Source organism: Noviherbaspirillum sp. ST9, from assembly GCF_048799745.1.
GTDB lineage: Bacteria > Pseudomonadota > Gammaproteobacteria > Burkholderiales > Burkholderiaceae_D > Noviherbaspirillum.
In genome coordinates, this window is the sequence record NZ_JBLWFR010000005.1 from 182,347 (window position 1) to 205,639 (window position 23,293).

21 protein-coding genes are annotated in these 23,293 nt (G+C 58.4%); 4 read left to right on the forward strand and 17 right to left on the reverse strand.

Annotated features, from left to right (window positions below; all coding sequences use genetic code 11):
• Positions 1-194: 194 nt before the first annotated feature.
• Positions 195-2,552, reverse strand: a complete 2,358-nt coding sequence (gene ppsA, locus ACNOHI_RS12790; RefSeq protein WP_420475055.1) for a phosphoenolpyruvate synthase — start codon at positions 2,550-2,552, stop codon at positions 195-197.
• 242 nt (positions 2,553-2,794) lie between these two features.
• On the opposite strand from ppsA, the gene ppsR reads away from it, so the two are divergent.
• Positions 2,795-3,643, forward strand: coding sequence for a posphoenolpyruvate synthetase regulatory kinase/phosphorylase PpsR (gene ppsR, locus ACNOHI_RS12795; RefSeq protein ID WP_420475361.1), 849 nt, complete (start codon positions 2,795-2,797; stop codon positions 3,641-3,643).
• Positions 3,644-3,806: 163 nt separating this feature from the next.
• The gene (locus ACNOHI_RS12800; RefSeq protein WP_420475056.1) at positions 3,807-4,178 is read left to right on the forward strand and encodes a hypothetical protein; all 372 of its coding nucleotides are present in this window, start codon (positions 3,807-3,809) and stop codon (positions 4,176-4,178) included.
• Positions 4,179-4,182: 4 nt separating this feature from the next.
• Here ACNOHI_RS12800 and ACNOHI_RS12805 read toward each other — a convergent pair whose 3' ends face one another.
• The 16 genes from ACNOHI_RS12805 to rpsB form a co-directional block, all read right to left on the reverse strand.
• Positions 4,183-4,971 (reverse strand): TrmH family RNA methyltransferase, encoded by a 789-nt coding sequence (locus ACNOHI_RS12805; RefSeq protein WP_420475057.1) that lies wholly within the window; start codon positions 4,969-4,971, stop codon positions 4,183-4,185.
• A complete protein-coding gene (gene rnhB / locus ACNOHI_RS12810) occupies positions 4,968-5,597 on the reverse strand; it encodes a ribonuclease HII (RefSeq protein ID WP_420475058.1) in 630 nt (209 codons plus the stop codon). Before rnhB ends, ACNOHI_RS12805 begins: the two co-directional genes overlap by 4 nt.
• Complete coding sequence (lpxB, locus tag ACNOHI_RS12815) at positions 5,594-6,730, reverse strand: lipid-A-disaccharide synthase (RefSeq protein WP_420475362.1); 1,137 nt, start codon at positions 6,728-6,730, stop codon at positions 5,594-5,596. The genes rnhB and lpxB overlap by 4 nt, the downstream gene beginning before the upstream one ends.
• A gap of 13 nt (positions 6,731-6,743) precedes the next feature.
• Positions 6,744-7,532 carry an acyl-ACP--UDP-N-acetylglucosamine O-acyltransferase gene (gene lpxA, locus ACNOHI_RS12820; protein WP_420475059.1) on the reverse strand — a complete coding sequence of 263 codons (789 nt, stop codon included), beginning with the start codon at positions 7,530-7,532 and terminating at the stop codon, positions 6,744-6,746.
• Positions 7,532-8,002, reverse strand: a complete 471-nt coding sequence (fabZ, locus tag ACNOHI_RS12825; RefSeq protein WP_420475060.1) for a 3-hydroxyacyl-ACP dehydratase FabZ — start codon at positions 8,000-8,002, stop codon at positions 7,532-7,534. The genes lpxA and fabZ overlap by 1 nt, the downstream gene beginning before the upstream one ends.
• On the reverse strand, positions 8,002-9,051 hold the full coding sequence (lpxD, locus tag ACNOHI_RS12830; RefSeq protein WP_420475061.1) for a UDP-3-O-(3-hydroxymyristoyl)glucosamine N-acyltransferase: 1,050 nt from the start codon (positions 9,049-9,051) through the stop codon (positions 8,002-8,004). Before lpxD ends, fabZ begins: the two co-directional genes overlap by 1 nt.
• A 17-nt stretch (positions 9,052-9,068) precedes the next feature.
• Complete coding sequence (locus tag ACNOHI_RS12835; protein WP_420475062.1) at positions 9,069-9,593, reverse strand: OmpH family outer membrane protein; 525 nt, start codon at positions 9,591-9,593, stop codon at positions 9,069-9,071.
• A 37-nt stretch (positions 9,594-9,630) separates the two neighbouring features.
• Complete coding sequence (bamA, locus tag ACNOHI_RS12840; RefSeq protein WP_420475063.1) at positions 9,631-11,970, reverse strand: outer membrane protein assembly factor BamA; 2,340 nt, start codon at positions 11,968-11,970, stop codon at positions 9,631-9,633.
• A gap of 59 nt (positions 11,971-12,029) precedes the next feature.
• Complete coding sequence (gene rseP / locus ACNOHI_RS12845) at positions 12,030-13,391, reverse strand: RIP metalloprotease RseP (protein ID WP_420475064.1); 1,362 nt, start codon at positions 13,389-13,391, stop codon at positions 12,030-12,032.
• A 17-nt stretch (positions 13,392-13,408) separates the two neighbouring features.
• The gene (gene ispC / locus ACNOHI_RS12850) at positions 13,409-14,578 is read right to left on the reverse strand and encodes a 1-deoxy-D-xylulose-5-phosphate reductoisomerase (protein ID WP_420475065.1); all 1,170 of its coding nucleotides are present in this window, start codon (positions 14,576-14,578) and stop codon (positions 13,409-13,411) included.
• A gap of 13 nt (positions 14,579-14,591) precedes the next feature.
• Complete coding sequence (locus ACNOHI_RS12855) at positions 14,592-15,410, reverse strand: phosphatidate cytidylyltransferase (protein WP_420475066.1); 819 nt, start codon at positions 15,408-15,410, stop codon at positions 14,592-14,594.
• Positions 15,410-16,168, reverse strand: a complete 759-nt coding sequence (uppS, locus tag ACNOHI_RS12860; RefSeq protein WP_420475067.1) for a polyprenyl diphosphate synthase — start codon at positions 16,166-16,168, stop codon at positions 15,410-15,412. Before uppS ends, ACNOHI_RS12855 begins: the two co-directional genes overlap by 1 nt.
• A gap of 166 nt (positions 16,169-16,334) precedes the next feature.
• Complete coding sequence (gene frr / locus ACNOHI_RS12865; protein ID WP_420475068.1) at positions 16,335-16,895, reverse strand: ribosome recycling factor; 561 nt, start codon at positions 16,893-16,895, stop codon at positions 16,335-16,337.
• A 34-nt stretch (positions 16,896-16,929) separates the two neighbouring features.
• Positions 16,930-17,646: a UMP kinase gene (gene pyrH, locus ACNOHI_RS12870; protein WP_420475069.1), complete on the reverse strand. Its 717-nt coding sequence runs from the start codon at positions 17,644-17,646 to the stop codon at positions 16,930-16,932.
• Between the two features lie 244 nt (positions 17,647-17,890).
• Entirely contained in the window at positions 17,891-18,772 is an 882-nt protein-coding gene (gene tsf / locus ACNOHI_RS12875) for a translation elongation factor Ts (RefSeq protein WP_420475070.1), read from the reverse strand.
• A gap of 128 nt (positions 18,773-18,900) precedes the next feature.
• Entirely contained in the window at positions 18,901-19,650 is a 750-nt protein-coding gene (rpsB, locus tag ACNOHI_RS12880; protein ID WP_420475071.1) for a 30S ribosomal protein S2, read from the reverse strand.
• Positions 19,651-19,895: 245 nt separating this feature from the next.
• On the opposite strand from rpsB, the gene map reads away from it, so the two are divergent.
• Complete coding sequence (gene map / locus ACNOHI_RS12885; protein ID WP_420475072.1) at positions 19,896-20,729, forward strand: type I methionyl aminopeptidase; 834 nt, start codon at positions 19,896-19,898, stop codon at positions 20,727-20,729.
• 5 nt (positions 20,730-20,734) lie between these two features.
• On the forward strand, positions 20,735-23,287 hold the full coding sequence (locus tag ACNOHI_RS12890) for a [protein-PII] uridylyltransferase (RefSeq protein ID WP_420475073.1): 2,553 nt from the start codon (positions 20,735-20,737) through the stop codon (positions 23,285-23,287).
• Positions 23,288-23,293 lie beyond the last annotated feature (6 nt).

Sequence of the window (23,293 nt, forward strand, 5' to 3'; positions counted from 1 at the left end):
AAAAAGCCCCCGAGGCCCAGAGGGCGACGGGGGCGCAATACAGAGGTACTGCTGTTTTTGTTGGTTATTGTTCGGCGACAAGTTGGCTCAAGTCTAATCGAAAACCCCGGCGCATCAAATGTTTCAAGTCAGATTTTTGCCGACTTACAACAGGTATTTCACTCCGAAACAACTTTCGACCAGACTTCCCGCCTTTAGCCCGCCGAAGCGAGTTTCTGCCAGGTATCGATCACCGTATCGGGGTTGAGCGAGATGGAGGCAATTCCCTCCTTCATCAGCCATTCCGCAAAATCCGGGTGGTCGGATGGCCCCTGACCGCAAATGCCGATGTACTTGCCCTGCGCGCGGCATGCTGCGATTGCCTTCGACAGCAACGCACGCACTGCCTCGTCGCGCTCGTCGAAGTCTGCCGCGAGCAGCTCCATACCCGAGTCACGGTCGAGGCCCAGCGTCAACTGGGTCAGGTCATTGGAACCGATCGAGAAGCCGTCGAAATGCTGGAGGAACTGGTCCGCCAGAATCGCGTTGGACGGCACTTCGCACATCATGATCAGGCGCAGGCCGTTCTCGCCGCGCTTGAGGCCGTTCTTGGCAAGAAGATTAACGACCTTCTCGGCCTGGCCGAGCGTACGGACGAAGGGCACCATGATTTCGACGTTGGTCAGGCCCATGTCGTTGCGCACGCGCTTCATGGCCTGGCATTCCATCTCGAACGCTTCGGCGAAGTCGGCAGCCAGGTAACGGGCAGCGCCACGGAAGCCGAGCATCGGGTTTTCCTCGTCCGGCTCATAGCGGGAGCCGCCAATCAGCTTCTTGTACTCGTTCGACTTGAAGTCGGAGAGTCGGACGATGACGGGCTTCGGCCAGAACGCGGCGGCAATGGTGGCAATGCCTTCGGCCAGCTTGTCGACGTAGAAAGCACGCGGAGACGCATGACCACGGGCGACGGATTCAACCGCCTTTTTCAAGTCCGCATCAATGCCCGGGTATTCCAGGATTGCCTTCGGATGGACGCCGATGTTGTTGTTGATGATGAACTCGAGACGTGCGAGCCCGACGCCGCCGTTCGGAATCGACTGGAAGTCGAAGGCGAGCTGCGGATTACCCACGTTCATCATGATCTTCAGCGGCAGCGTCGGCAGTTCGCCGCGCGACACTTCGGTGACTTCGGTTTCGAGCAGGCCGTCGTAAATCTTGCCCTCGTCGCCCTCGGCGCAGGATACGGTGACAAGCGTGCCGTCCTTCAGCATGTCGGTGGCGTTGCCGCAACCGACGACAGCGGGCACGCCCAGTTCACGTGCAATGATCGCCGCATGGCAGGTGCGACCACCACGGTTAGTGACGATGGCGGATGCACGCTTCATCACCGGCTCCCAGTTCGGGTCGGTCATGTCAGCTACAAGCACGTCGCCGGGCTGCACGCGTTCCATCTGGGACGGATCGTGGATGACACGAACAGGACCGGCGCCGATCTTCTGGCCGATCGCACGGCCGGACGCGAGCACGGTGCCGCTGCCCTTGAGCTTGAAGCGCTGCTGCGCATCGGTGGCTTTCTGCTGCGACTTCACGGTTTCCGGACGTGCCTGCAGAATGTACAGCTTGCCGTCGCGGCCATCCTTGCCCCACTCGATGTCCATCGGGCGGTCGTAATGTTTCTCGATGATGACGGCGTATTTCGCCAGTTCGACGATTTCCTGGTCATTCAGGGAGTAGCGGTTGCGCAGTTCGATTGGCACGTCCACGGTCTTCACGGAGCGACCAGCCTTCGCCTCGCCGGTGAATTCCATCTTAATCAGCTTGGAACCGATGTTACGGCGGATGATCGGCATCTTGCCCTGCTCGAGCATTGGCTTGTGCACGTAAAACTCGTCCGGGTTGACCGCGCCCTGCACCACAGTCTCGCCCAGGCCATAGCTGGACGTGATGAATACAACGTCCTTGAAACCGGACTCGGTATCGAGGGTGAACATGACACCGGCTGCGCCGACATCCGAACGCACCATGCGCTGCACACCCGCTGAGAGTGCGACTTCGGAATGTGTGAAACCTTTGTGGACGCGATAGGAAATCGCACGGTCGTTGTACAGCGATGCAAAGACGTGCTTGATTGCCTCGAGGACGTTTTCGATGCCGACGACGTTCAGGAAGGTTTCCTGCTGGCCGGCGAAGGAAGCGTCGGGCAAGTCTTCCGCGGTGGCGGACGAGCGGACGGCAAACGACACCTCTGCCGACGAATCAGCGACGAGACGCTGGTAGAACTCGCGAATTTCCTGCTCGAGACGCGGCTGGAACGGGGTATCGATGATCCATTGACGGATCTCCGCCCCGGCCTGTGCGAGCGCACGGACGTCATCGATGTTCAGCGAAGCGAGGCGGTCGGCAATGCGCTGCGCTAGCGACGTGCCGGTGCTGCCAGTGTGCGAAAGAAAATCCCGAAACGCCTGAGCGGTTGTGGCAAAACCACCGGGAACGCGGACGCCGGCGCCAGCCAACTGGCTGATCATCTCGCCGAGCGATGCGTTCTTGCCGCCGACGGACTCGACGTCCGTCATTCTCAGGTTTTCAAATGACGCTACGTACGTAGCCCCCTGGGTTGCCCCGGTAGATACTGCGTTGGACATAACTACACCTATTTTGATGATGGAAAATCTGCATATGTGTCCTCGCCGCCACGCTCTTTTTGTTATTCTTCAGGGGCGCGATGTGTCATAAATTGACTGTCATTCTACAGTGTGCCGCCGCAACTTGCCGGACACAATTTAGAACTTTTCATGATTTATAGTTGATCAACATTATGCCAGACCTGCCTGCCCACCTTTTGCCCCCCGCCGACCGTACGGTTTTCTTTGTTTCCGACGGCACTGGCATCACCGCGGAAACCTTTGGGCATTCTGTGCTCACCCAGTTCGAACTGCGTTTCAAGCAGATCAGGCTGCCCTTCATCGACACGCTCGACAAGGCCTACGAGGCCGTGCGGGAGATCAATGAAGCCTTTGACCGCGACGGCAAGCGACCGATCGTCTTTTCCACTCTGGTCAAGGCCGAGCTGTCGACCGTTGTGCGCCAGTCCAAGGGAATGCACATGGACCTGATCCAGACATTCGTGGAACCGTTGGAGCAGGAACTGGGCGTCAAATCGACGCATACCATCGGTCGCAGCCACAACATTGCCGATTCCGAGGATTACAAGAACCGGATCGAGGCGATCAATTTTTCGCTCGCACACGACGACGGACAGTCCGACCAGAACCTCGCCGCTGCAGACGTCATTCTTGTCGGCGTGTCGCGGTCCGGGAAAACGCCGACCAGCCTGTACCTCGCCATGCAATATGGTGTTAAGGCGGCCAATTACCCGCTGATACCTGAAGACTTTGAACGTGGAAAGCTGCCGAGCGGCCTCATGCCCTTCCGTAAAAAGCTGTTTGGACTCTCGATCGCCCCGGACCGCCTTTCCGAGGTGCGTAACGAGCGACGTCCGGGCAGCAAGTATGCGGCTCTTGAAAATTGCCGTTACGAGGTCAACGAAGCGGAGAAGATGATGCGCCGGGAAGGCATTCGATGGATGTCATCGACAGCAAAATCCATTGAAGAAATAGCGACCATGATTTTGCAAGAAATCAAGTCCGACAGACGGGCGTACTAATCGTCGCTTCACGCTGTAACAGCACCGCGGCAGCCCAGCTACGCGGCGTTTTTTTCCACTTGCAAATTATCAAATTCACAAGGCAAATTCGAAACTTACGCGAAACTTACATTCTGCTTTTGAATCGATTATAAAGAGAGTAAGGATCACGGAGGAGACGAAAATGGATCTCGTACTACTTGAGCTAGTGTGCTGGGCCGGCTTGCTGTTTTTCTTCTGGGCGCTGAAAGAGGGCCTTAGCCACGTCGAATCGGATATCGAATCCATGGGACTGGTTCCCAACGGAAGGCATATGCTGGCGCAAAGCGGCCCAATTCGCTTTGAGCGCCCGGAGCGCGTCGAGGAATTGATCGGCAGTTATCGCGACACGCAGATTTTCAGGTATGCCGTCATCCATGGCCTCACCTATCAGTTCGACCGCGTCTGCCCGCCAGATTCAGGAATGCGACTGGAGGCTGACGAGCGTTGCGTTGCTCCGGGGCTTGTGTACCAGGAATGCAATCCTGATTGCCTTCCAGAGAAGAGCGCCGGATAAGACGCTAGCCGATTGTTCGCTGCCTGACCTGTTCGAATAGACAGACGGCCGCGCTTGCCGCGACGTTCAGGGACTCCACCGGTCCCAAGTGCGGTATGGAGACTGATTCGGTCGCCATGGAGAGAAGCTCCTCCGAGACTCCCTGCCCTTCATGCCCGAACATCCAGGCGGTGGGCTTGGTCAGATCCATGTCATAGATTCGCCGGGTGGCGTGCGAACTGGTCGCCAGCACCGGGACGCGTGACGAGCGGATCACAGTGGCCAGATCCACATTCTCCGCAATGGTCAGGGAGAAATGCGCCCCCATCCCGGCGCGCAGCACTTTCGGCGACCAGGAGAAAACCGTTCCCTTGCTGCATAGCACGTGTCGCACACCCGCTGCCGCTGCCGAGCGAAGGATGGATCCGAGATTTCCCGGGTCCTGCAGACCATCGAGAAGAACTGCGGATTCCGTCAGTACCGCAGGAGGATGAATGTGCGGCGTGTCAACCACGAACATGAGGCCGATGCCATGTTCCACCTGGCTGATCGCCTGGTATAGCGCTTCTGGCAGGGCAATGCAGGTGACGCGCGCCACTTCACAATCGTGGACGATCGCGGCGACTTCTGGATTCGCCGTCGAGTGCTCGCTCACCACGCAGAATGGTGGCTTCCCGACCTGATCCAGGTAAGCTTCGCACAGATGCACGCCATCGAGCAGCGACCGGCCCGCCTTCCGCCGCGCCTGCGAACTGGTCGCGAGCTGTTTGAGTTCCTTATACAACGGATTGTCGCGTGAGGTGATCGCCTTCATTTCGCCTCCTGCGCCACTGGACGATCCAGCAAGGCGCGTACCGGCGCATACGACTTACGATGTACCGGCGAGACCCCGTGCAACTGCAGGCGTTCGAGATGCAATGCGGTCGGATAACCCTTGTGCTGATCGAAGGCGTAATCGGGGAACTGCGCATGCAGCTGCAAAAGCGACGCATCGCGAGCCGTCTTTGCCAGAATTGACGCGGCAGAAATTGCCGCAACCTTGTCGTCCCCCTTGATGATGGCTTCCGATCGGATCGGCATGACCGGGCAACGGTTGCCATCAATCAGCGCCAGTGTAGGCACGGGCGACAGCCCCTCCACCGCCCGCCGCATGGCAAGCATCGAGGCCTGAAGGATATTCAAGGCGTCGATCTCGCCCTCCGAGCAAGACGCGATCGCCCACGCCAGCGCCCTCTCCTTGATCTGCACGGCGAGTTCATTGCGCCTTGCTTCCGTCAGTTTCTTTGAGTCGCGCAAACCCTCAATAGGCCTGCTCGGATCAAGGATGACGGCGGCCGCAAAGACGGCGCCGGCAAGCGGCCCGCGGCCCGCCTCGTCCACACCGCAGACCAGTTCGTCGTCGAAGCTGAAAAGGGACAGGCTGTCATTCTGCCTGGTCATACGCTAGCCTTCCTTCCAATCAGCTGCATCACTGCTTGCGCACTTTCGCGCGCTGTATCGCGCAGCAGCGTGTGGTGCATTTCGGTAAACCGCTGCTGCAGGCGGGCGCGAAGCTGCTCGTCCGCCAGCTGGGTCCACAGCGCATCCGCCATGGCCTCCGGCGTCGCGGCATCCTGCAGCAGTTCCGGTACAACAAAGTCACGGGCGAGGATGTTCGGCAAGCCGATCCACGGCTGGTATCCCATGTGCCGAAGGATTTGCCACGACGCGCGCATCATCTTGTACGCAATCACCATCGGCTTCTTGAACAGTGCAACCTCCAGCGTCGCAGTGCCTGATGCCACCAGAACCGCGTCGGCCGCCGCAACGACTTCGTGCGAGCGTCCTGAAAGCAGGTCGAGCGCAACATCACCGAGCCCGGCCTTATGAATCAGTTCGGTAAAGTAGGCACGCTGCCGCTCCCCTGCCATCGGCACGACGATACGGATCGACGGGTCACGGGAAACGAGGCGTTTCGCCGCCTGGATGAATGCGACCGCGTTGTACTTCAGTTCCGACATGCGGCTGCCGGGCAGGATGGCGACGACTTTCGCCGTCAAGGGAAGTCCAAGGGAGGTCCGCGCTGCATTCACGTCGGGCACCATCGGAATCACTTCGGCCAACGGATAACCAACATACGTCACGGGTATTCCTGCCTTGCGATAAATCTCTTCCTCGAACGGGAAGACGACCAGCATGTGCGAGACAACCTTCGCGATTTTCTTGATGCGGCCACCGCGCCAAGCCCAGATGGAGGGGCTGATGAAATGCATGGTCGGAATGCCGGCCTGCTTCAGCGGCGCCTCGAGCCCGAAGTTGAAATCCGGCGCATCCACACCGATGAACACGGCAGGCTTCTCGGCGAGCAGCATGTCGCGCAATGCATTTTGAATGCCCTTGATTTCCCTGTAGTGCGCGAGGACTTCGAACAGGCCGCGCACCGACAGCTTTTCCATTGGCCAGTGACTCTGGAAACCGTACTCCGTCATCCGGTGGCCACCGATTCCATGAATCCTGGCATCGGGCAACTGCGGACGCAATCCCGAAAGCAGTCGGCTGGCGAGCAGGTCACCAGAGCTCTCGCCAGCGACCATCGCGATGGAAAACTCAGCGGACGATGCCACGGGTCGTCGTGTCGAGGAATTCGCGCATCATGCGGACATGCTCCGCGGAGCCAGGAGAATCGGATTCCAGCTTGACCAGCGACGCCTTCGCCTCTTCCAGAGTCAGGCCGGACTTGTAGATCAGCTTGTAGGCGTTGCGGAGATCGGCGATCTGTTCGCGGGAAAAACCGCGTCGCTTGAGCCCTTCGACATTAATGCCATGTGCTGCCGCCGGATTGCCGTTCAGCATGACGAACGGCGGGACATCCTGCGTGAGGCTCGTGCTCATTCCGAGCATGGCGTGCGAGCCGATCTTGCAGAACTGGTGCACGTTGGAAAAACCACCAAGGATTACCCAGTCGCCCACGTGCACATGCCCAGCAAGGGCGGCATTATTTGCGAAGATCGTGTTGTTGCCGACCTGCACGTCATGTGCCAGGTGCACGTAGGCCATGATCCAGTTGTCATTGCCCAGGCGCGTAACGCCCTCGTCCTGCGCCGTGCCCAGGTTGAACGTGCAAAATTCGCGCACGAGATTGCGGTCGCCAATTTCCAGCCGCGTCGGTTCGCCGGCGTACTTCTTGTCCTGAGGCGGGCCACCGATCGACGAAAACTGCAGGAAGCGATTGTCGCAACCGATCGTCGTATGGCCGTCGATGACCACGTGCGGTCCGATCTTCGTGCGGGCCCCGATTTTCACATTGGGCCCGACGATCGAATACGCGCCTACCTCGACCGAATCGTCGAGCTCCGCATTGGAATCGACGATCGCGGTTGGATGGATGACTGTCATTACTGCCCCGCTGGCTGGCTTGCGTCGGCCGCGCTGCGCATCGTGCACATCAATTCGGCCTCGACTGCCACTTGGCCGTCGACCGTTGCCTGTGCCTTGTATTTCCAGATTCCGCGCGACTGGCGCAGGATTTCGACCTGCATCCTGAGCTGGTCCCCAGGCTCGACCGGGCGCTTGAATCGCGCGCCGTCGATACCGACGAAGTAGACCACGCTGTTTTCATCGGGTTTCTGGCCCATGGTCAGGAAGGACAGCAATGCCGCAGTCTGGGCCAGCGCCTCGATCATCAACACGCCCGGCATGACCGGCTTGTGGGGAAAATGTCCGTTGAAAAACTCTTCGTTGACAGTAACGTTCTTGATCGCGGTGATCGACTTGCCAGACTCCCATTCCAGCACACGGTCAACCAGCAACAGGGGATAGCGATGCGGCAGGTATTCTTTGATTTGATTGATATCGAGAGTTTTCATTACTTTTTTTCGGTGAGCGACTTGATAGTTTTTTCCAGCTCGCGGATTTTCTCACGCATTGTTCCCAAATTGCGCACGATCACTGCGGATTTTTCCCAATCGGCATTCTTTGCCAAGGGGTAAAAGCCAGTGTATTGGCCCGGCTCGTGAATGGAACGGGAGACCATGCTGCCGGACGAGATGTGGACGTTGTCGGCTATTGTCAAATGGCCAAGTACCATAGCTGCCCCGCCAAACGTGCAGTACTTCCCGATCTTCGCACTGCCGGCAACGCCGACGCAGCCCGCCATGGCGGTGTGTGCGCCGATGTGACAGTTGTGTCCGATCTGGATCTGGTTATCCAGCTTGACCCCGTCCTCGATGATCGTGTCAGCCAACGCTCCCCGGTCGATCGTCGTATTGGCGCCGATTTCGACGTCGTCACCAATGACGACGCGCCCGGTTTGCGGAATCTTGATGTAGGCCCCTTTTTCCCGCGCAAACCCGAAGCCGTCTGCACCGATTACAGCGCCAGAATGAACAATCCCGCGTTTGCCGATTTCGCATCCGGCATGGAAGGAGACATTGGCAAAGAAATGCGTGCCCTCCCCGACCTTCGCATTGCGACCGACGAAACAGCCGGCGTCGATGACCGCGCCGTCCGCGATCTCCGCACCGGCGTCGATGGTGGCGTGCGGCCCGACCGTGGCGCTGGCAGCAACGCGTGCGTCCGGATGTACGGACGCGCTCGCATGGATACCTGGCTCAACAGGGACCGCATCCAGCTCGGCGAAAAACTGCGCTGTCCTGGCGAAGTACGCGTAGGGGTTATCAGTGACAATCGTGGCGCCCTGGTAAGTGGCGCAGATGACCGGCTCGTCCGCTGCCGAAAGAATGAGCGCAGCAGCCTTTGTCTGCGCTGCCTGCGACCGCAGCTTCGGATTGGAGAGAAACGTGATATGCGACGCGTCCGCTGCGTCGAGGGGAGCGATGCCGGAGATTTCGATCTCTGCATCGCCTGTCAGTTGGCCTCCCAAGCGTTCGACCAATTTACCCAGCCGAGTGCTCATTGCGGCCCCTTGAAAAGTTATTTGTTGAGCGCCTTGAGCACTTTGTCGGTGATGTCGATGCGTGGACTCGCGTAGACGGCTTCCTGGAAAACGATGTCGTACTTTTCGGTCTCCGCGATCTGCTTGATCACCTTATTCGTGCGCTCAAGGACGATGGCGAGTTCTTCATTGCGGCGCTGGTTCAGGTCTTCGCGGAACTCGCGCTGCTTGCGCTGGAAATCCTTGTCCAGGTCGGCCAGCTCGCGCTGCCGCTTGACGCGCTCGGATTCGGAGAGGACCGCGGCGTCCTTGTCGAGTCTGTCCGACATGGATTTCAGACGACTAGCCAGATCCTGCAGTTCCTTGTCGCGCTTCGAGAACTCTTGTTCGATCTTCGCCTGCGCAGCCTTCGCGGGTGCTGCCTCGCGGAAGATCCGCTCGGTGCTCACGAAACCGACTTTCGACTCCTGAGCCTGCGCACCTGCAATCGGAAGCAGGAACGCCGCGATCAAGGCGAAGCACTTAAGCGGCGAAAAGTTGGGGGTTAAAGACTTCAAGGTCATTCTCCGCAGATCAAATTACCATTATGCCATTGACGCTTCAGAAGCCGGTGCCAAGCTGGAACTGGAAGTTCTGCTTGCGGTCGCCGGTCTTCGAATTCAGCGGCACGCCATAACTCAGCTTCAGCGGACCGATCGGCGATACCCAGCTGATACCGGCGCCGACCGCATAGCGCAGTTCGGACACATCCAGCTTCGCGCCCTCGGCATAGACGTTACCTGCGTCAAAGAAAGTAAACCAGCGCAAGGTCCGGTCATTGCCGGAACCCGGGAATGGGAACTGGAGTTCGGCATTGGCGATGATACGCGATGTACCGCCCAACGGGTCTCCGTTCAGTGCGCGCGGACCAAGGGACGAGCCTTCATAGCCGCGAACGGAACCGATACCGCCGGCGTAGAAATTCTTGAAGATCGGATACGGACGTCCGCCCAGGCCGCGACCGTAGTCGATCTCGCCGTTAAGCGCCAGCGTTACTGCACGGAACAGCGGCTTGAACCACTGGTGCTGGTACATCGCGCGGTAGTACTTCAGGCTGCCGGCCGGTGCGAATTCGACGTTGACGCGCTGATAGCGGCCGACGGTCGGCACCAGGGCGCTGTCGCGATTATCGCGCTGCCAGGCGGCAGTCAGCGGGAAGCTGGTGGTCGTGGCATCCGTGCCATTGCCGAAATCCGTGACGTAGCGCTTGTACAGCTCGGGGCTGTCATTGAAACCCGGCACGCCAGTGTATGTCTGGACTTGGGTCCGCTCGATACCGGCGCCAAAGAATACCGTATCCACTTCAGAGAACGGCACGCCGAACTTGATGTTCGCACCGGTTGTCTTGACGATGTAATCGCCTGTGTTGACTTCCGGCGGACGCGTCGTGCGGAGGAACACTTCGTAGCTGCGGCTGACACCGTCATCGGTGAAATAAGGGGTCGTCTGCGAAAGCGCGATCGTCCGATTGCGGCGGCTCGTGTTCACGTCGATGCCAAGCGTATTGCCGCTTCCGAAGGCGTTGGCCTGCTGGATCGAGCCGGTCAGCATGAGCTTTTCACTGCTCGAAAAACCGGCGCCCAGCAAGATGTTGCCGGTCGGTTTTTCGGCCACGGTCATGTTGACGTCCACCTGGTCAGTGGTCCCCGGAACCTCCGGCGTTTCGATGTTCACTTCCTTGAAGTAGCCGAGGCGGTCCACGCGGTCGCGGGACAGGCGGATCTTCTCGCCGTCATACCAGGAGTTTTCGAACTGACGGAATTCGCGGCGGACAACTTCGTCGCGAGTCTTGGTATTGCCGGCGATGTTGATTCTGCGAACGTACACACGCTTGCCCGGATCGATCAGGACCGTGAAGCTGACTTCCTTCTTCTCGCGATTGATTTCGGGATTGGCGTTGACGTTCGCGAAGGCATAGCCAAAATTGCCCATGCGCTCGGAAATCTTCTTGACGCTCTCCGCCAGCTTTTCCCCAGAGTAGACGTCGCCGCTTTTCAGCTCAACCAGGCCGCGCAGCTCTTCCTCGCGTCCGAACATATCGCCTTCCAGCTTGACGTCACCGACCGTGAACTTTTCGCCTTCGCTGATGTTGATCGTGATGTAGATGTCGCGCTTGTCCGGTGTAATTGACACCTGCGTCGACTCGACTTGCATTTCGAGATAGCCGCGGTTCAGATAGAAAGAACGCAGGGATTCGATGTCGCCGGTCAGCTTTTGCTTGGAATACTGGTCGGCCTTCGTGTACCAAGTGAACCAGCCAGGGGTACGCAGGTTCAGCAGGCCCAGGAGATCCTTCTCCGGGAATGCCTTGTTGCCGATAATGTTGATCTGCTTGATACGGGAGACTTCACCTTCGTCCACGGCGAAGCTGATGTTGACGCGATTGCGCTCGACCGGCGTGACCGTGGTGGTGATCTGCACGCCATACAGGCCGCGCGAAAGATACTGGCGCTTCAACTCCTGCTCCGCGCGATCGACCAATGCCTTGTCGAAGATGCGCGATTCGCCCAGGCCGATATCCTTGAGCGCCTTCGTCAACTGCTCCTTGTCGAACTCCTTGGTGCCCGAGAAATCGACAGCCGCAATTGCCGGGCGTTCTTCGACCGATACCACGAGCACATTGCCTTCCACCTCGAGACGGACGTCCTTGAAGAAACCCGTGGCGTAGAGCGCCTTGATCGCCGCAGCGCCCTTTTCGTCATTGTAGGTTTCCCCGACGCGAACCGGCAGGTAGCTGAACACGGTACCGGCCTCGGTGCGCTGGATGCCTTCGACGCGAATGTCCTTGATCGTAAACGGATCCACTGCCAGCGCATGTCCGGCACAGAGGGCAAAGGCGGCAACAGCAATAAGACGGCGGGAAAGGAAAGGCTGGGGAGAACGCTCGGAATATAATTTCATCGGTTGTTTTATTATCAATCTCCCTGCCTGCCGGCGATCCGCTCAGGGCGGACAGGGACTCAGGACATGAGCCGGATGATGTCGTTGAAGACGGCTACCGCCATCAAGGTCATCAAAATGCCCACGCCTGCTCGCTGGGCCAATTCTCCGATCCGTTCGGGGATGGCCCGCCCGGTCAAAAGTTCCAGCGAATAATACAGTAAAAGCCCCCCGTCTAAAACCGGTATGGGGAGCAGGTTCATGACACCGAGACTGATGCTGATGAACGCGATAAAGGTCAGGTAACTGATGATTCCGATTCGCGCAGTCTGTCCGGCATAGTCGGCGATGGTAATGGGTCCGGTGATGTTCTTCCAGGAAACTTCGCCGATGAGCATTTTACCAAGCATCTTGAGCGTCAGTACGCTGGTATCCCAGGTCTTGCCCACGGCCTTGCCAAGCGCCGGCAACAGTGATTCCCGCGCGACGACCATCTCCGGCGCAAGGGGAACTTCGGCCTTGATCCGGCCGATAGTCTGGCCGTTGTGCTCGTAGGATTCGGGGGCGACCGCAAGCGTGAAGGGCCCGCCGGCTCGCTCGCCATCAATCCGGATTGATTTGCCTGGAGAGGCCCGGACAATTTCGACAAACGCCAGACCGTCGAGCACGGGCCGTCCATCAACCGCATGAATGACATCTCCCTCCCGTAGACCCGCATGCATGGCCGGGCCATCAGGAACAATTTTCCCGAGCACCGCCTTCGGACGCGCCATATCGATTCCGAGCTTTGCGAGAAAGTCCCCTTCCAGGTCAGCGGTAGTCAGTCCGTCGAGGCGAATGCTGACCGTTTCCGACGTGGAGCCGGCACCTTCGTCCGTTCGTTGCACACCCAGCTTTGCAGGCTCGCCTTCAAGCGCAAGCTGCATCACTTTCCAGCGCAGGTCGGTCCAGATTTTCACCGCTTCACCATTAACCGACGTAACCAGTTCGCCCCCGCGCAAGCCGGCCTCGTAGGCGGATGTCTTTTCCGGGACGGCCCGAAGACGGGCGGCAGGTTCTGGAATGCCGTAGTTGTACAAGCCGGCAAAAACGGCGATGGCAAGCAGAAAATTAGCGAGTGGGCCAGCGGCCACGATGGCAATCCGCTTCCAGACAGACTGCCGGGTAAATTCCCGTTTCAGGTCTTCAGGGGGGATGGCACTGATATCTTGCTCGCGTGCATCGAGCATTTTGACGTAACCGCCAAAGGGAAGCGCCGACAAGGCCCATTCCGTCTGATCAGGCCCGATCTTCCGTGAATAGACAATCTTGCCCATGCCAACGGAAAAACGGAGAACTTTGACCCCGCACCACCTCGCCACGAGGTAGTGGCCGAGCTCATGCACGACAACCAGCAGGGCAAGTGCAACAAGGAACGCGACTACGGTATGCAGCAGAGTCATTGTTCACCCGATCTAGGTCAATGAATGAAGGACAGCGCTTTCTCCCTGGCTTGCTTGTCCTGTTCCAGCAAATCGCCGAGAGACGACATTGCGGTACTGGGCAAGGAATCCATGACGCTTGAGATGACGCGATCAATGGCGCGGAAACCGATTCTCCTGTCCAAGAATGCTTGGACAGCAACTTCATTTGCTGCGTTCAGTATAGCTGGCGCCGTACCGCCGGCCAACAAGGCATCATAAGCCAGTTTGAGGCAGGGGAAACGGTTGAAATCAGGCTCGAAAAAGGCGAGATGAGCGATCTTTACCAGATCGACTGCCGATACGCCGGATGCGATTCGGTCGGGATAGGCCAGCCCGTATGCAATCGGTGTCCGCATGTCGGGATTGCCTAATTGCGCAAGGACTGAACCGTCCACGTACGAGACCATGGAATGAATGACGCTCTGCGGATGGATGACGACGTCGATCTGCTCGGCGGATGCGCCGAAGAGCCAGTGCGCTTCGATAACTTCCAGTCCCTTGTTCATCATCGTAGCGGAATCCACCGAAATCTTGCGTCCCATCACCCAGTTTGGATGCGCGACTGCCTCTTCCGGCGTGACAGAATCCAGCGTTTCAACGTCACGTTTCAGGAACGGACCTCCGGAAGCAGTCAATAGCACCTTGGATACGCCATGCTTGTCAGGCGCTCTGCCGTAGCCATTCGGCAGGCACTGAAAAATGGCATTGTGTTCGCTGTCGATAGGCAGCAGGGCTGATCCGCTCGCATTAATGGCATCCATGAAGAGGCTGCCGGACATGACGAGCGCTTCCTTGTTTGCAAGCAAGACTTTTTTGCCTGCGCGAGCGGCCGCCAACGTCGGTGGTAAGCCGGCTGCTCCGACAATGGCAGCCATGACGGAATCGCAGCGGGAGGCACTCGCCACCTCGCACAATGCGGATTCACCGTAGGCGACCTCCGTCTTGCAGCCCTTCTCGGCAAGAATGCGAGTCAGCGAGGACGCCGCTTGCGCCGAGCCGACAACGGCAACTTCCGGATGAAACTGCAGGCACTGGGCAGCCAGGTCGTCGACGCGGCTATGGGCCGTCAATGCGTATACCTGATAGCGATCGGGATGACGTGCCACGACGTCAAGCGTTGATACCCCGATAGAACCGGTTGCCCCAAGAATCGTAATTCGCTGCATTGCTACTTCCGTGTCAAAGCCATGAGCCGATCAAGACGGCGAGCGGGAGTGTCGGGATCAGGGCGTCAATCCTGTCCAGGACGCCGCCGTGTCCCGGCAAGAGGTTACTACTGTCCTTCATCTCCGCACGGCGCTTGAGCTGCGACTCGAACAAGTCGCCAACGATGCTCGCCGCGACCATCAATGTCATCACAGTGGTGAATCCAACCCATCCCAAGCCTGCTAGGACACGAGCAGCGAAGGTATCGGCAAGCGCGGGATAGTGCGCAGACAGTCCGGCCAGAATGAGGACAGCCACCCAGCCTCCAATCGCGCCTTCCCAGGATTTGCCAGGAGAGATCGATGGAGCGAGCTTGTGCTTTCCGAACGCCTTGCCGGAAAAATACGCGCCGATGTCCGCAATCCACACGATCGCCATGACTGAAAGCAGGTACAAGGGAGAATGCTGGAACAGCTCGACGATGGCGACGAAGCAGCCAAACACGGCAATGCCATAAACCAGGCTCAGGAGTCGGCTGCCGCCTGATCCTACGGCTGGCAGCCCAAGCGCCAGCGAGGGGGTGAGACGAATCGCCCAGATCGCGACGCAGAGAACGAACAGGAGCTGCATGCCGGCCGTGACCGCAAAATAGACCGCGAGCAGGAAGATCGAAGTCCAGATGACGGCGCCGACAACCGGCCGGGTCGACCGAAACAGGCGTGCAGCCTCCCAGGCGGCAGCGCCGAAGAATGCGGCTGTCACTAGGAGAAAGAAAATCAGGGACTTCGAATATAGGACCGAAAGCAGGACTGCCAGCAATACCAACGCCGTGATGACGCGCGTTTTCAGCATCAGGACGCCTTTTTCTGCTCGATCAGCTGCTCGCTGGTACGCCCAAAGCGGCGCTCGCGCTGCTGGTAGGATTCGATCGCAAGGTCAAGGGCCGGGCCGTCGAAGTCCGGCCAGAATGTTTCGGTGAAGTAAAACTCGGTATAGGCAAGCTGCCAGAGGAGGAAATTGGAAATTCGCTCCTCCCCGCCGGTGCGAATGAACAAATCCGGCTCGGGCGCATACGCCATTGACAGGTGCTGCGCCAGCTTGTCTTCCGAAAAATCCGTCGCGCCCGGATTGGCAGCGACCATCTTTCCGACGGCTTGCATGATGTCCCAACGTCCGCCGTAGTTCGCGCAAATCGTGAGGGTCAGGCGGGAGTTGTTTGCAGTGCGGCGTTCTGCATTGGCAATCAGCTCCTGCAGATTGTCATCGAAGCGGCTCAGGTCGCCGACGATTTTCAGACGAATACCGTTCACATGAAGCTTCGCCACTTCACGTTCGAGCGCGGTCATGAACAGTCGCATCAGCAGCGAGACTTCCTCCGCGGGACGGCGCCAGTTCTCGGAGCTGAATGCAAACAGCGTCAGGTACTCCACACCGCGCTCCACGCATGCCTGCACCATGTCGCGCACTGCCTCGACGCCCTTCTTGTGACCTGCCACGCGAGGCAGGAAACGCCTCGTCGCCCACCTTCCATTGCCGTCCATGATGATGGCGACGTGGCGAGGCACCTTCGAAGCGGTCGGGATGTCTTGCGTTGAACTGGTGTGCGTCATGGTCAGTGTGATACGAAAAAGAGTTGTCGCGGGAAACCCGGCCACACGGAGACCGAGGCGTATGTCATTGAGTTATACACCACTTTCCATGATGCATGCAGGCGGCGCTGCGGAGTAGCTTCCGGCACGTGCGCGTTCCACCACCGGGGAACGCGCACGACCGCCATTAAACGGTCAACAGCTCTTTTTCTTTTTCGGTAATCAGCTTGTCGACTTCGGCGACGAATTTGTCGGTCAGCTTCTGCACGTCGTCCTGCGCACGACGCTCATCGTCTTCCGAGCACGCCTTGTCTTTCAAAAGCTTTTTCAGTGCTTCATTCGCATCGCGACGAATATTGCGAATTGCAACTTTTGCATCTTCGCCCTCACCTTTCACGACTTTGACGATTTCCTTGCGGCGCTCTTCAGTGAGCGGAGGCGTCGGTACGCGGATCAGGTCACCTTGGGTCGAAGGATTCAAGCCCAGGTCCGAGTCGCGAATCGCCTTTTCGATAACGCCCACCATCTTCTTTTCCCACGGCTGCACACCGATGGTACGCGCATCGAGCAGGGTCAGGTTTGCGACCTGGCTGATCTGCGTCGGGGTACCATAGTAATCAACATGGACGTGGTCGAGGATGCCCACGTGTGCACGGCCGGTGCGAACTTTTGCAAGATCCGCCTTCAACGTGTCGATCGACTTGTGCATCTTTTGTTCGGCGGTTTTCTTGACGTCAACGACTGTCATTCTGCTCTCCTGTTTTGCTACGGGTACGACTTAGTTATACATGAACCAGAGTGCCTTCGTCGTCGCCCATGATGACATTCTTGAGGGCGCCCGGCTTGACAATGGAAAAGACCTTGATCGGCAGTTTCTGGTCACGGCACAGCGCGAATGCAGTGGCATCCATGACCTGCAGGTGCTTGGAGATCGCCTCGTCGAAGCTGATGGTCGCATAGCGCACCGCGTTACGGTCCTTGTTGGGATCTGCGCTGTACACACCGTCGACCTTGGTGGCCTTCAACACGATCTCTGCGCCGATTTCCGAGCCGCGAAGTGCTGCAGCCGTGTCGGTGGTAAAGAACGGGTTGCCGGTGCCGGCAGCAAAAATCACGACCTTGCCTTCTTCAAGGTACTGCAGCGCCTTGGGGCGCACGTAGGGCTCGACGACCTGCTCGATGCTGATTGCCGACATGACCCGGGCGGTAATTCCGACTTGGCGCATGGCATCCGCCAGCGCAAGCGAGTTCATGACGGTGGCCAGCATCCCCATGTAGTCGGCGGTTGCCCTGTCCATTCCCTGGGCACCTGGCGCAACGCCACGGAAAATATTTCCGCCGCCAATGACAATTGCCAGCTCAACACCCAGCCCTGCCACCTCGGCCACGTCTGCGACCATGCGCTCGATGGTTGCGCGGTTGATGCCGTACGCATCATCGCCCATCAGCGCTTCGCCGGAGAGTTTGAGGAGGACGCGCTTGTAAGCTGGTTTTGTCATGGGCAAAGACTCCTAGTAATGTCCGGTTCTGCTTGAAATTCGGTTACCCCTATTTCAACAGCCCCTGCCTCCGCAGGCTTAAGGTTAGTTGAAATTCGGGATTTTCGGTGCACCTCGATATTGACGAAGCGTAAATAATGTCGCTTGGCAATAAGGGCATGAATTGATTCATGCACAAGTACACGCGCTGCTGGTAATTCGATACACCTAGAAAAACGGGCCTTTCGGCCCGCTTTCCTTTTGCTTACGCCTGCTTGGCTGCTGCAACCTGTGCGGCAACTTCTGCCGCGAAGTCATCCTGTTTCTTCTCGATGCCTTCGCCGACGACGAACATCGTGAACGACTTCACGGTGGTGTTCGCGGCCTTCAGCATCTGTTCGACAGTCTGCTTGTCATTCTTGACGAATGCCTGGTTCAGCAGGGAGACTTCCTTCAGGTACTTCTGCACGCTGCCTTCCACCATCTTGGCGACAATGTCGGCCGGCTTGCCGGACTCGGCTGCCTTCTGCGAAGCGATCGAGCGCTCGGTCTCGATCAGGTCTGCCGGAACGTCGTTGGACGACAGGGCGACCGGCTTCATTGCAGCGATGTGCATGGCGACGTCCTTGCCGACTTGCTCATCCGCGCCTTCGTACTCGACCAGCACGCCGATACGAGTACCGTGCAGGTAGGAAACCAGCTTGGAGCCGGACTCATAACGCTTGAAGCGGCGGAACGACATATTCTCGCCGATCTTGCCGACCAGTGCGGCACGCACTTCTTCCAGGGTCTTGCCGTCAACGGGCAGTGCGGACAGGGCAGCGACGTCCGCCGGATTCTTCTCGGCGACCAGCTTGGCCGCCGTGTTGGCCAGTGCGATGAATTCATCGTTCTTGGTCACGAAGTCGGTTTCGCAATTGACTTCGATGATGGCGCCAACGCCACCAGAAATCGAAACTGCAACCACGCCTTCAGCGGTGATGCGGGAAGCTGCCTTGGAGGCCTTGCTGCCCAGCTTCACACGCAGGATCTCTTCAGCACGGGCCAGATCGCCGTCGGCTTCGGTCAGTGCCTTTTTGCATTCCATCATCGGCGCGTCGGTCTTTGCGCGCAGTTCGCCTACCATCGCTGCGGTAATTGCCGCCATGTCTTTCTCCTCAATTCAATGAGCGTCTGTTCGGACGCGTTCAACCAAAATACGTTCAAGCCGGCTAAAAAAAAGGGGCGAACCGCTGTTGCCCCTTCTTTGAAGCCCGACACTTCAGGCACAGGGCCTTAGGCCTGCTCGTTGACCTCGACGAATTCGTCGGCGCCGCCCTTGACTGCTTCCAGCACTTCGGTGGTCGCATTGGCACGGCCTTCCAGGATCGCGTCAGCCACGCCGCGAGCGTAGAGGGTGATCGCCTTGGAGGAGTCGTCATTGCCCGGGATGACGTAGGTCACGCCTTCCGGGGAGTGGTTGGTGTCGACCACGCCGATGACCGGGATGCCCAGCTTCGCGGCTTCGGTGATGGCGCCCTTGTGGTAGCCGACGTCGATCACGAAGATGGCGTCAGGAATGCCGCCCATGTCCTTGATGCCGCCGATGGACTTCTGCAGCTTTTCCATCTCGCGCTGGAACATCAGCGCTTCCTTCTTGCTCATCTTCTCGACGGAACCGTCTTCGATTGCCGCTTCCATGTCCTTCAGGCGCTTGATCGAGGTCTTGATGGTCTTGAAGTTGGTCAGCATGCCGCCGAGCCAGCGCTGGTCGACGTAAGGCATGCCTGCGCGCTGTGCTTCAGCAGCGAGGATTTCGCGAGCCTGGCGCTTGGTGCCGACGAACAGGATGGTGCCGCGGTTGGAAGCGAGTTGGCGAATGTACTTCATCGCCTCCTGGTACATACCCAGGGTCTTTTCCAGGTTGACGATATGAATCTTGTTGCGATGACCGAAGATATACGGGGCCATCTTGGGGTTCCAGAAGCGGGTTTGGTGACCGAAATGGACACCAGCTTCCAGCATTTCGCGCATGGTAACGGACATGAATTTCTCCAGGGTTGGGTCTGGAATCCGATCAGTCACCCTTTGGCTGGGCACCCTTTGGGACCGGATTCGCGATTTTTAAACGGGTTTCACTTGAAGTCGTTTCAAGCTAACCCGAGATTCTACCTTAATTTCAACGAATAATTCAAGCCGGCGCGTCGCTATTCCCCAAGCGGGCGCGGCGTGCGTCGTCTATAATTCCCCATTGACTATTATTTACGCTTTCGGGCGTATATTTGCTCGCCATGGGTTCCATTACTATCAAAACCGAAGACGATATCAAGGGTATGCGGATTGCCGGGCGCCTGGCTGCCGAGGTGCTTGATTTCATCACCCCTTACATCAAGCCCGGCGTTACGACCGGCGAACTCGACCGTCTTTGCCACGAATACATGACCAACGTTCAGGGGTCGATTCCTGCACCGTTGAACTACTGCCCGCCAGGTTATACCCCTTACCCGAAGGCAATCTGCACGTCGGTCAACGACGTAGTCTGTCATGGCATCCCCGGCGACAAGGCTCTGAAGAACGGCGACGTGGTCAATCTCGACATCACAGTCATTAAGGACGGCTATCACGGCGACACAAGCCGCATGTTTTTTGTAGGCGAACCATCGATCCTTGCAAAGCGGCTAACGGAAATCACCTACGAATGCATGTGGCTCGGCATTTCCAAGATCAAGCCCGGCGCGCATCTGGGTGACATCGGTTTCGTTATCCAGCAGCATGCCGAGAAGGCGGGCTACAGCGTCGTCCGTGAATTCTGCGGCCACGGCATTGGCAAGGTTTTCCATGAAGAGCCTCAAGTTCTGCATTATGGCCGACCGGGCACGCTCGAAAAATTGCTCCCTGGCATGATTTTCACTGTCGAACCCATGATCAACGCGGGTCGACGTGAAATTCGCGAGATGGGCGACGGCTGGACAATCAAGACCAAGGATAGAAGTCTTTCGGCGCAATGGGAACACACTGTCCTGGTTACCGAGACCGGTTATGAGGTGCTCACTGTTTCCGCCGGCATGCCTCCCCCGCCCGCATTCATCCAGCAAGCAAACCCGACTCAAACCGTTACCGCCTAGCGTACATGGCATCTCTTGCATTGACGCTCAAGGAGCAGTTGAAAGCAGAGCGCCAGGCAGCAATAGCGGCATTCCAGGCAGACGGAAAACCGGAAAAGCTGCTGGCGCAACTGCGCCAGAATGTCGACGCGGCGCTTATCCACGCGTGGCAAAGCTTTTCGCTTCCTTCGAGCGCGGCGCTCGTGGCTGTCGGCGGTTACGGCCGCGGTGAATTGTTCCCGCATTCCGACGTCGACGTACTCGTCCTGCTCGATGCCGCACCGGACGGTGTGCTCCAGGCAAAGCTCGAGGAGCTGGTTCAGCTTTTCTGGGATATCGGCCTGGAAATTGGCCACAGCATCCGAACGGTTGAAGAGTGCCTGACAGAGTCGGCTGCCGACATCACCGTCCAGACCAGCCTGCTGGAGAGCCGTCTCGTTACCGGAAACCGCAAGCTGTTTCAATTCCTGCAGGAGCGCCATACCGCTGCCATCAATCCGCAGGCGTTCTTCCAGGCGAAAACGCTCGAGATGCGCCAGCGCCACGTCAAGTACGAGGACACGCCCTACAGTCTTGAGCCGAATTGCAAGGAAAGTCCGGGCGGCCTGCGCGACCTGCAGGTCATTCTCTGGGTGGCCAAGGCTGCCGGCCTCGGCGACTCCTGGCGCAAACTGGCGGAACGCGGCCTGATCACACCCACTGAAGCACGGCAGCTGACGCAGAAGGAACGCGCATTCAAGGACATCCGTATCCGCCTGCACATCCATGCAGGGCGTCGCGAGGACCGTCTGGTCTTCGACGTCCAGACCCCGATCGCGGAAACCTTCGGGTTCGAGACGACAGAGACGCGCCGTGCCAGCGAATATCTGATGCAGCACTATTATTGGGCGGCAAAGGCCGTGACCCAGCTGAATGGCATCCTGCTGCAGAACATCGAGGCGCAACTGTTTCCGCAGCCCGGATCGCCCCAGCCGATCAACGAGCGCTTCAACGAACTCCACGGGCTCATTGATATTGCCCGCGACGACACATTTGAGACAACGCCCTCGGCGATGCTGGAAGTCTTCCTGCTGATCGCGCAGCATTCGGAGCTCAAGGGGATGACTGCACGCACCCTGCGCGCCCTCTGGCACGCAAGGTTCAAGATCGACAGCAAATTCCGCCGAGATCCAGCGAACCGTGCCCTTTTCCTGCAAATCCTGCAGGCGCCGCAAGGGATCACGCACGCTTTGCGCGGGATGAACCAGACCAGTATCCTGGGTCGCTATCTGCCGAATTTCCGTCGCATCATTGGTCAGATGCAGCACGACCTGTTCCACGTGTACACCGTCGACCAGCACATCCTGATGGTGGTGCGGAACGTGCGCCGCTTCACGATGACGGAGCATGCGCACGAATACCCGTTCTGCAGCCAGCTCATGGCCAATTTCGCGCAGCCCTGGCTGTTGTACATCGCTGCCCTCTTCCACGACATCGCGAAGGGGCGCGGCGGCGACCATTCGAAGCTCGGCATGGCCGATGCGCGCAAATTCTGCAAGGAGCATGGACTGTCCAGGGAAGACTGCGAACTCGTGGTTTTCCTTGTCGAACACCATCTGTCGATGTCCCAGGTCGCGCAGAAGCAGGACCTGTCCGACCCCGATGTGATCCGGAATTTTGCAGGTCTTGTAAAGGATGAGCGGCATCTCACCGCACTCTATCTGCTGACGGTCGCCGACATTCGCGGCACCAGCCCGAAAGTCTGGAACGCCTGGAAAGGCAAACTGCTGGAAGACCTGTACAAGATGACCCTGCGTGTGCTCGGCGGCGAAGACCCGTCAACCGATCACGAGTTGCATAACCGCCAGGAAGCGGCGCTCAAGACGCTTCGCCTGTACGGCCTGCCGCAGGATGCGCATCAACGGCTTTGGCAGCAGCTCGATGTCGCCTATTTCCTGCGGCATGACGCAGCCGACATCGCGTGGCAGACGCGTTCGCTCTACAACAAGACGGACAGCCAGACACCCGTGGTGAAATGCCGCCTCGCACCGATCGGTGAAGGCGTGCAGGTGGCCGTTTATGTGAAGGACCAGCCGGACCTGTTTGCGCGCATCTGCAGCTACTTCGACAAGAAGAACTTCAGCATCCTTGACGCAAAGATCCATACGACGAGGCACGGCTATGCGCTGGATACCTTCCTCGTGACTGAACCGGCGTTTGCGAACAATTACCGCGACATCATCAGCCTCATCGAACATGAACTGACGGAACTGCTCGAATCGAGCGCACCGCTGCCGCCGCCGATCAAGGGCCGCCTGTCGCGCCTTTCGCGCACCTTCCCGATCACGCCGACGGTGGACCTTCGTCCCGACGAAAAGGGGCAATACTATCTTCTGTCCGTTTCCGCCAACGATCGCAACGGCTTGCTGTATTCGATTGCCAATGTACTGGCCAAGTACCGTGTCAACCTGCACACCGCCAAGATCATGACCCTGGGCGAGCGGGTGGAAGACGTGTTCCTGGTAGACGGGCCGATACTCCATAATGCACGCAGCCAGATCCAGCTCGAAACCGACTTGCTGGAAGCGCTTCGCGTCTAACCCTTA

What these genes read in the sequence shown, in the direction of transcription:
- ppsA (WP_420475055.1), bottom strand. Translation starts at nt 2,552, where the DNA reads ATGACGGACGTCGAGTCCGTCGGCGGCAAGAACGCATCGCTCGGCGAG.
- ppsR (WP_420475361.1), top strand. Translation starts at nt 2,795, where the DNA reads ATGCCAGACCTGCCTGCCCACCTTTTGCCCCCCGCCGACCGTACGGTT.
- ACNOHI_RS12800 (WP_420475056.1), top strand. Translation starts at nt 3,807, where the DNA reads ATGGATCTCGTACTACTTGAGCTAGTGTGCTGGGCCGGCTTGCTGTTT.
- ACNOHI_RS12805 (WP_420475057.1), bottom strand. Translation starts at nt 4,971, where the DNA reads ATGAAGGCGATCACCTCACGCGACAATCCGTTGTATAAGGAACTCAAA.
- rnhB (WP_420475058.1), bottom strand. Translation starts at nt 5,597, where the DNA reads ATGACCAGGCAGAATGACAGCCTGTCCCTTTTCAGCTTCGACGACGAA.
- lpxB (WP_420475362.1), bottom strand. Translation starts at nt 6,730, where the DNA reads ATGGTCGCTGGCGAGAGCTCTGGTGACCTGCTCGCCAGCCGACTGCTT.
- lpxA (WP_420475059.1), bottom strand. Translation starts at nt 7,532, where the DNA reads ATGACAGTCATCCATCCAACCGCGATCGTCGATTCCAATGCGGAGCTC.
- fabZ (WP_420475060.1), bottom strand. Translation starts at nt 8,002, where the DNA reads ATGAAAACTCTCGATATCAATCAAATCAAAGAATACCTGCCGCATCGC.
- lpxD (WP_420475061.1), bottom strand. Translation starts at nt 9,051, where the DNA reads ATGAGCACTCGGCTGGGTAAATTGGTCGAACGCTTGGGAGGCCAACTG.
- ACNOHI_RS12835 (WP_420475062.1), bottom strand. Translation starts at nt 9,593, where the DNA reads ATGACCTTGAAGTCTTTAACCCCCAACTTTTCGCCGCTTAAGTGCTTC.
- bamA (WP_420475063.1), bottom strand. Translation starts at nt 11,970, where the DNA reads ATGAAATTATATTCCGAGCGTTCTCCCCAGCCTTTCCTTTCCCGCCGT.
- rseP (WP_420475064.1), bottom strand. Translation starts at nt 13,391, where the DNA reads ATGACTCTGCTGCATACCGTAGTCGCGTTCCTTGTTGCACTTGCCCTG.
- ispC (WP_420475065.1), bottom strand. Translation starts at nt 14,578, where the DNA reads ATGCAGCGAATTACGATTCTTGGGGCAACCGGTTCTATCGGGGTATCA.
- ACNOHI_RS12855 (WP_420475066.1), bottom strand. Translation starts at nt 15,410, where the DNA reads ATGCTGAAAACGCGCGTCATCACGGCGTTGGTATTGCTGGCAGTCCTG.
- uppS (WP_420475067.1), bottom strand. Translation starts at nt 16,168, where the DNA reads ATGACGCACACCAGTTCAACGCAAGACATCCCGACCGCTTCGAAGGTG.
- frr (WP_420475068.1), bottom strand. Translation starts at nt 16,895, where the DNA reads ATGACAGTCGTTGACGTCAAGAAAACCGCCGAACAAAAGATGCACAAG.
- pyrH (WP_420475069.1), bottom strand. Translation starts at nt 17,646, where the DNA reads ATGACAAAACCAGCTTACAAGCGCGTCCTCCTCAAACTCTCCGGCGAA.
- tsf (WP_420475070.1), bottom strand. Translation starts at nt 18,772, where the DNA reads ATGGCGGCAATTACCGCAGCGATGGTAGGCGAACTGCGCGCAAAGACC.
- rpsB (WP_420475071.1), bottom strand. Translation starts at nt 19,650, where the DNA reads ATGTCCGTTACCATGCGCGAAATGCTGGAAGCTGGTGTCCATTTCGGT.
- map (WP_420475072.1), top strand. Translation starts at nt 19,896, where the DNA reads ATGGGTTCCATTACTATCAAAACCGAAGACGATATCAAGGGTATGCGG.
- ACNOHI_RS12890 (WP_420475073.1), top strand. Translation starts at nt 20,735, where the DNA reads ATGGCATCTCTTGCATTGACGCTCAAGGAGCAGTTGAAAGCAGAGCGC.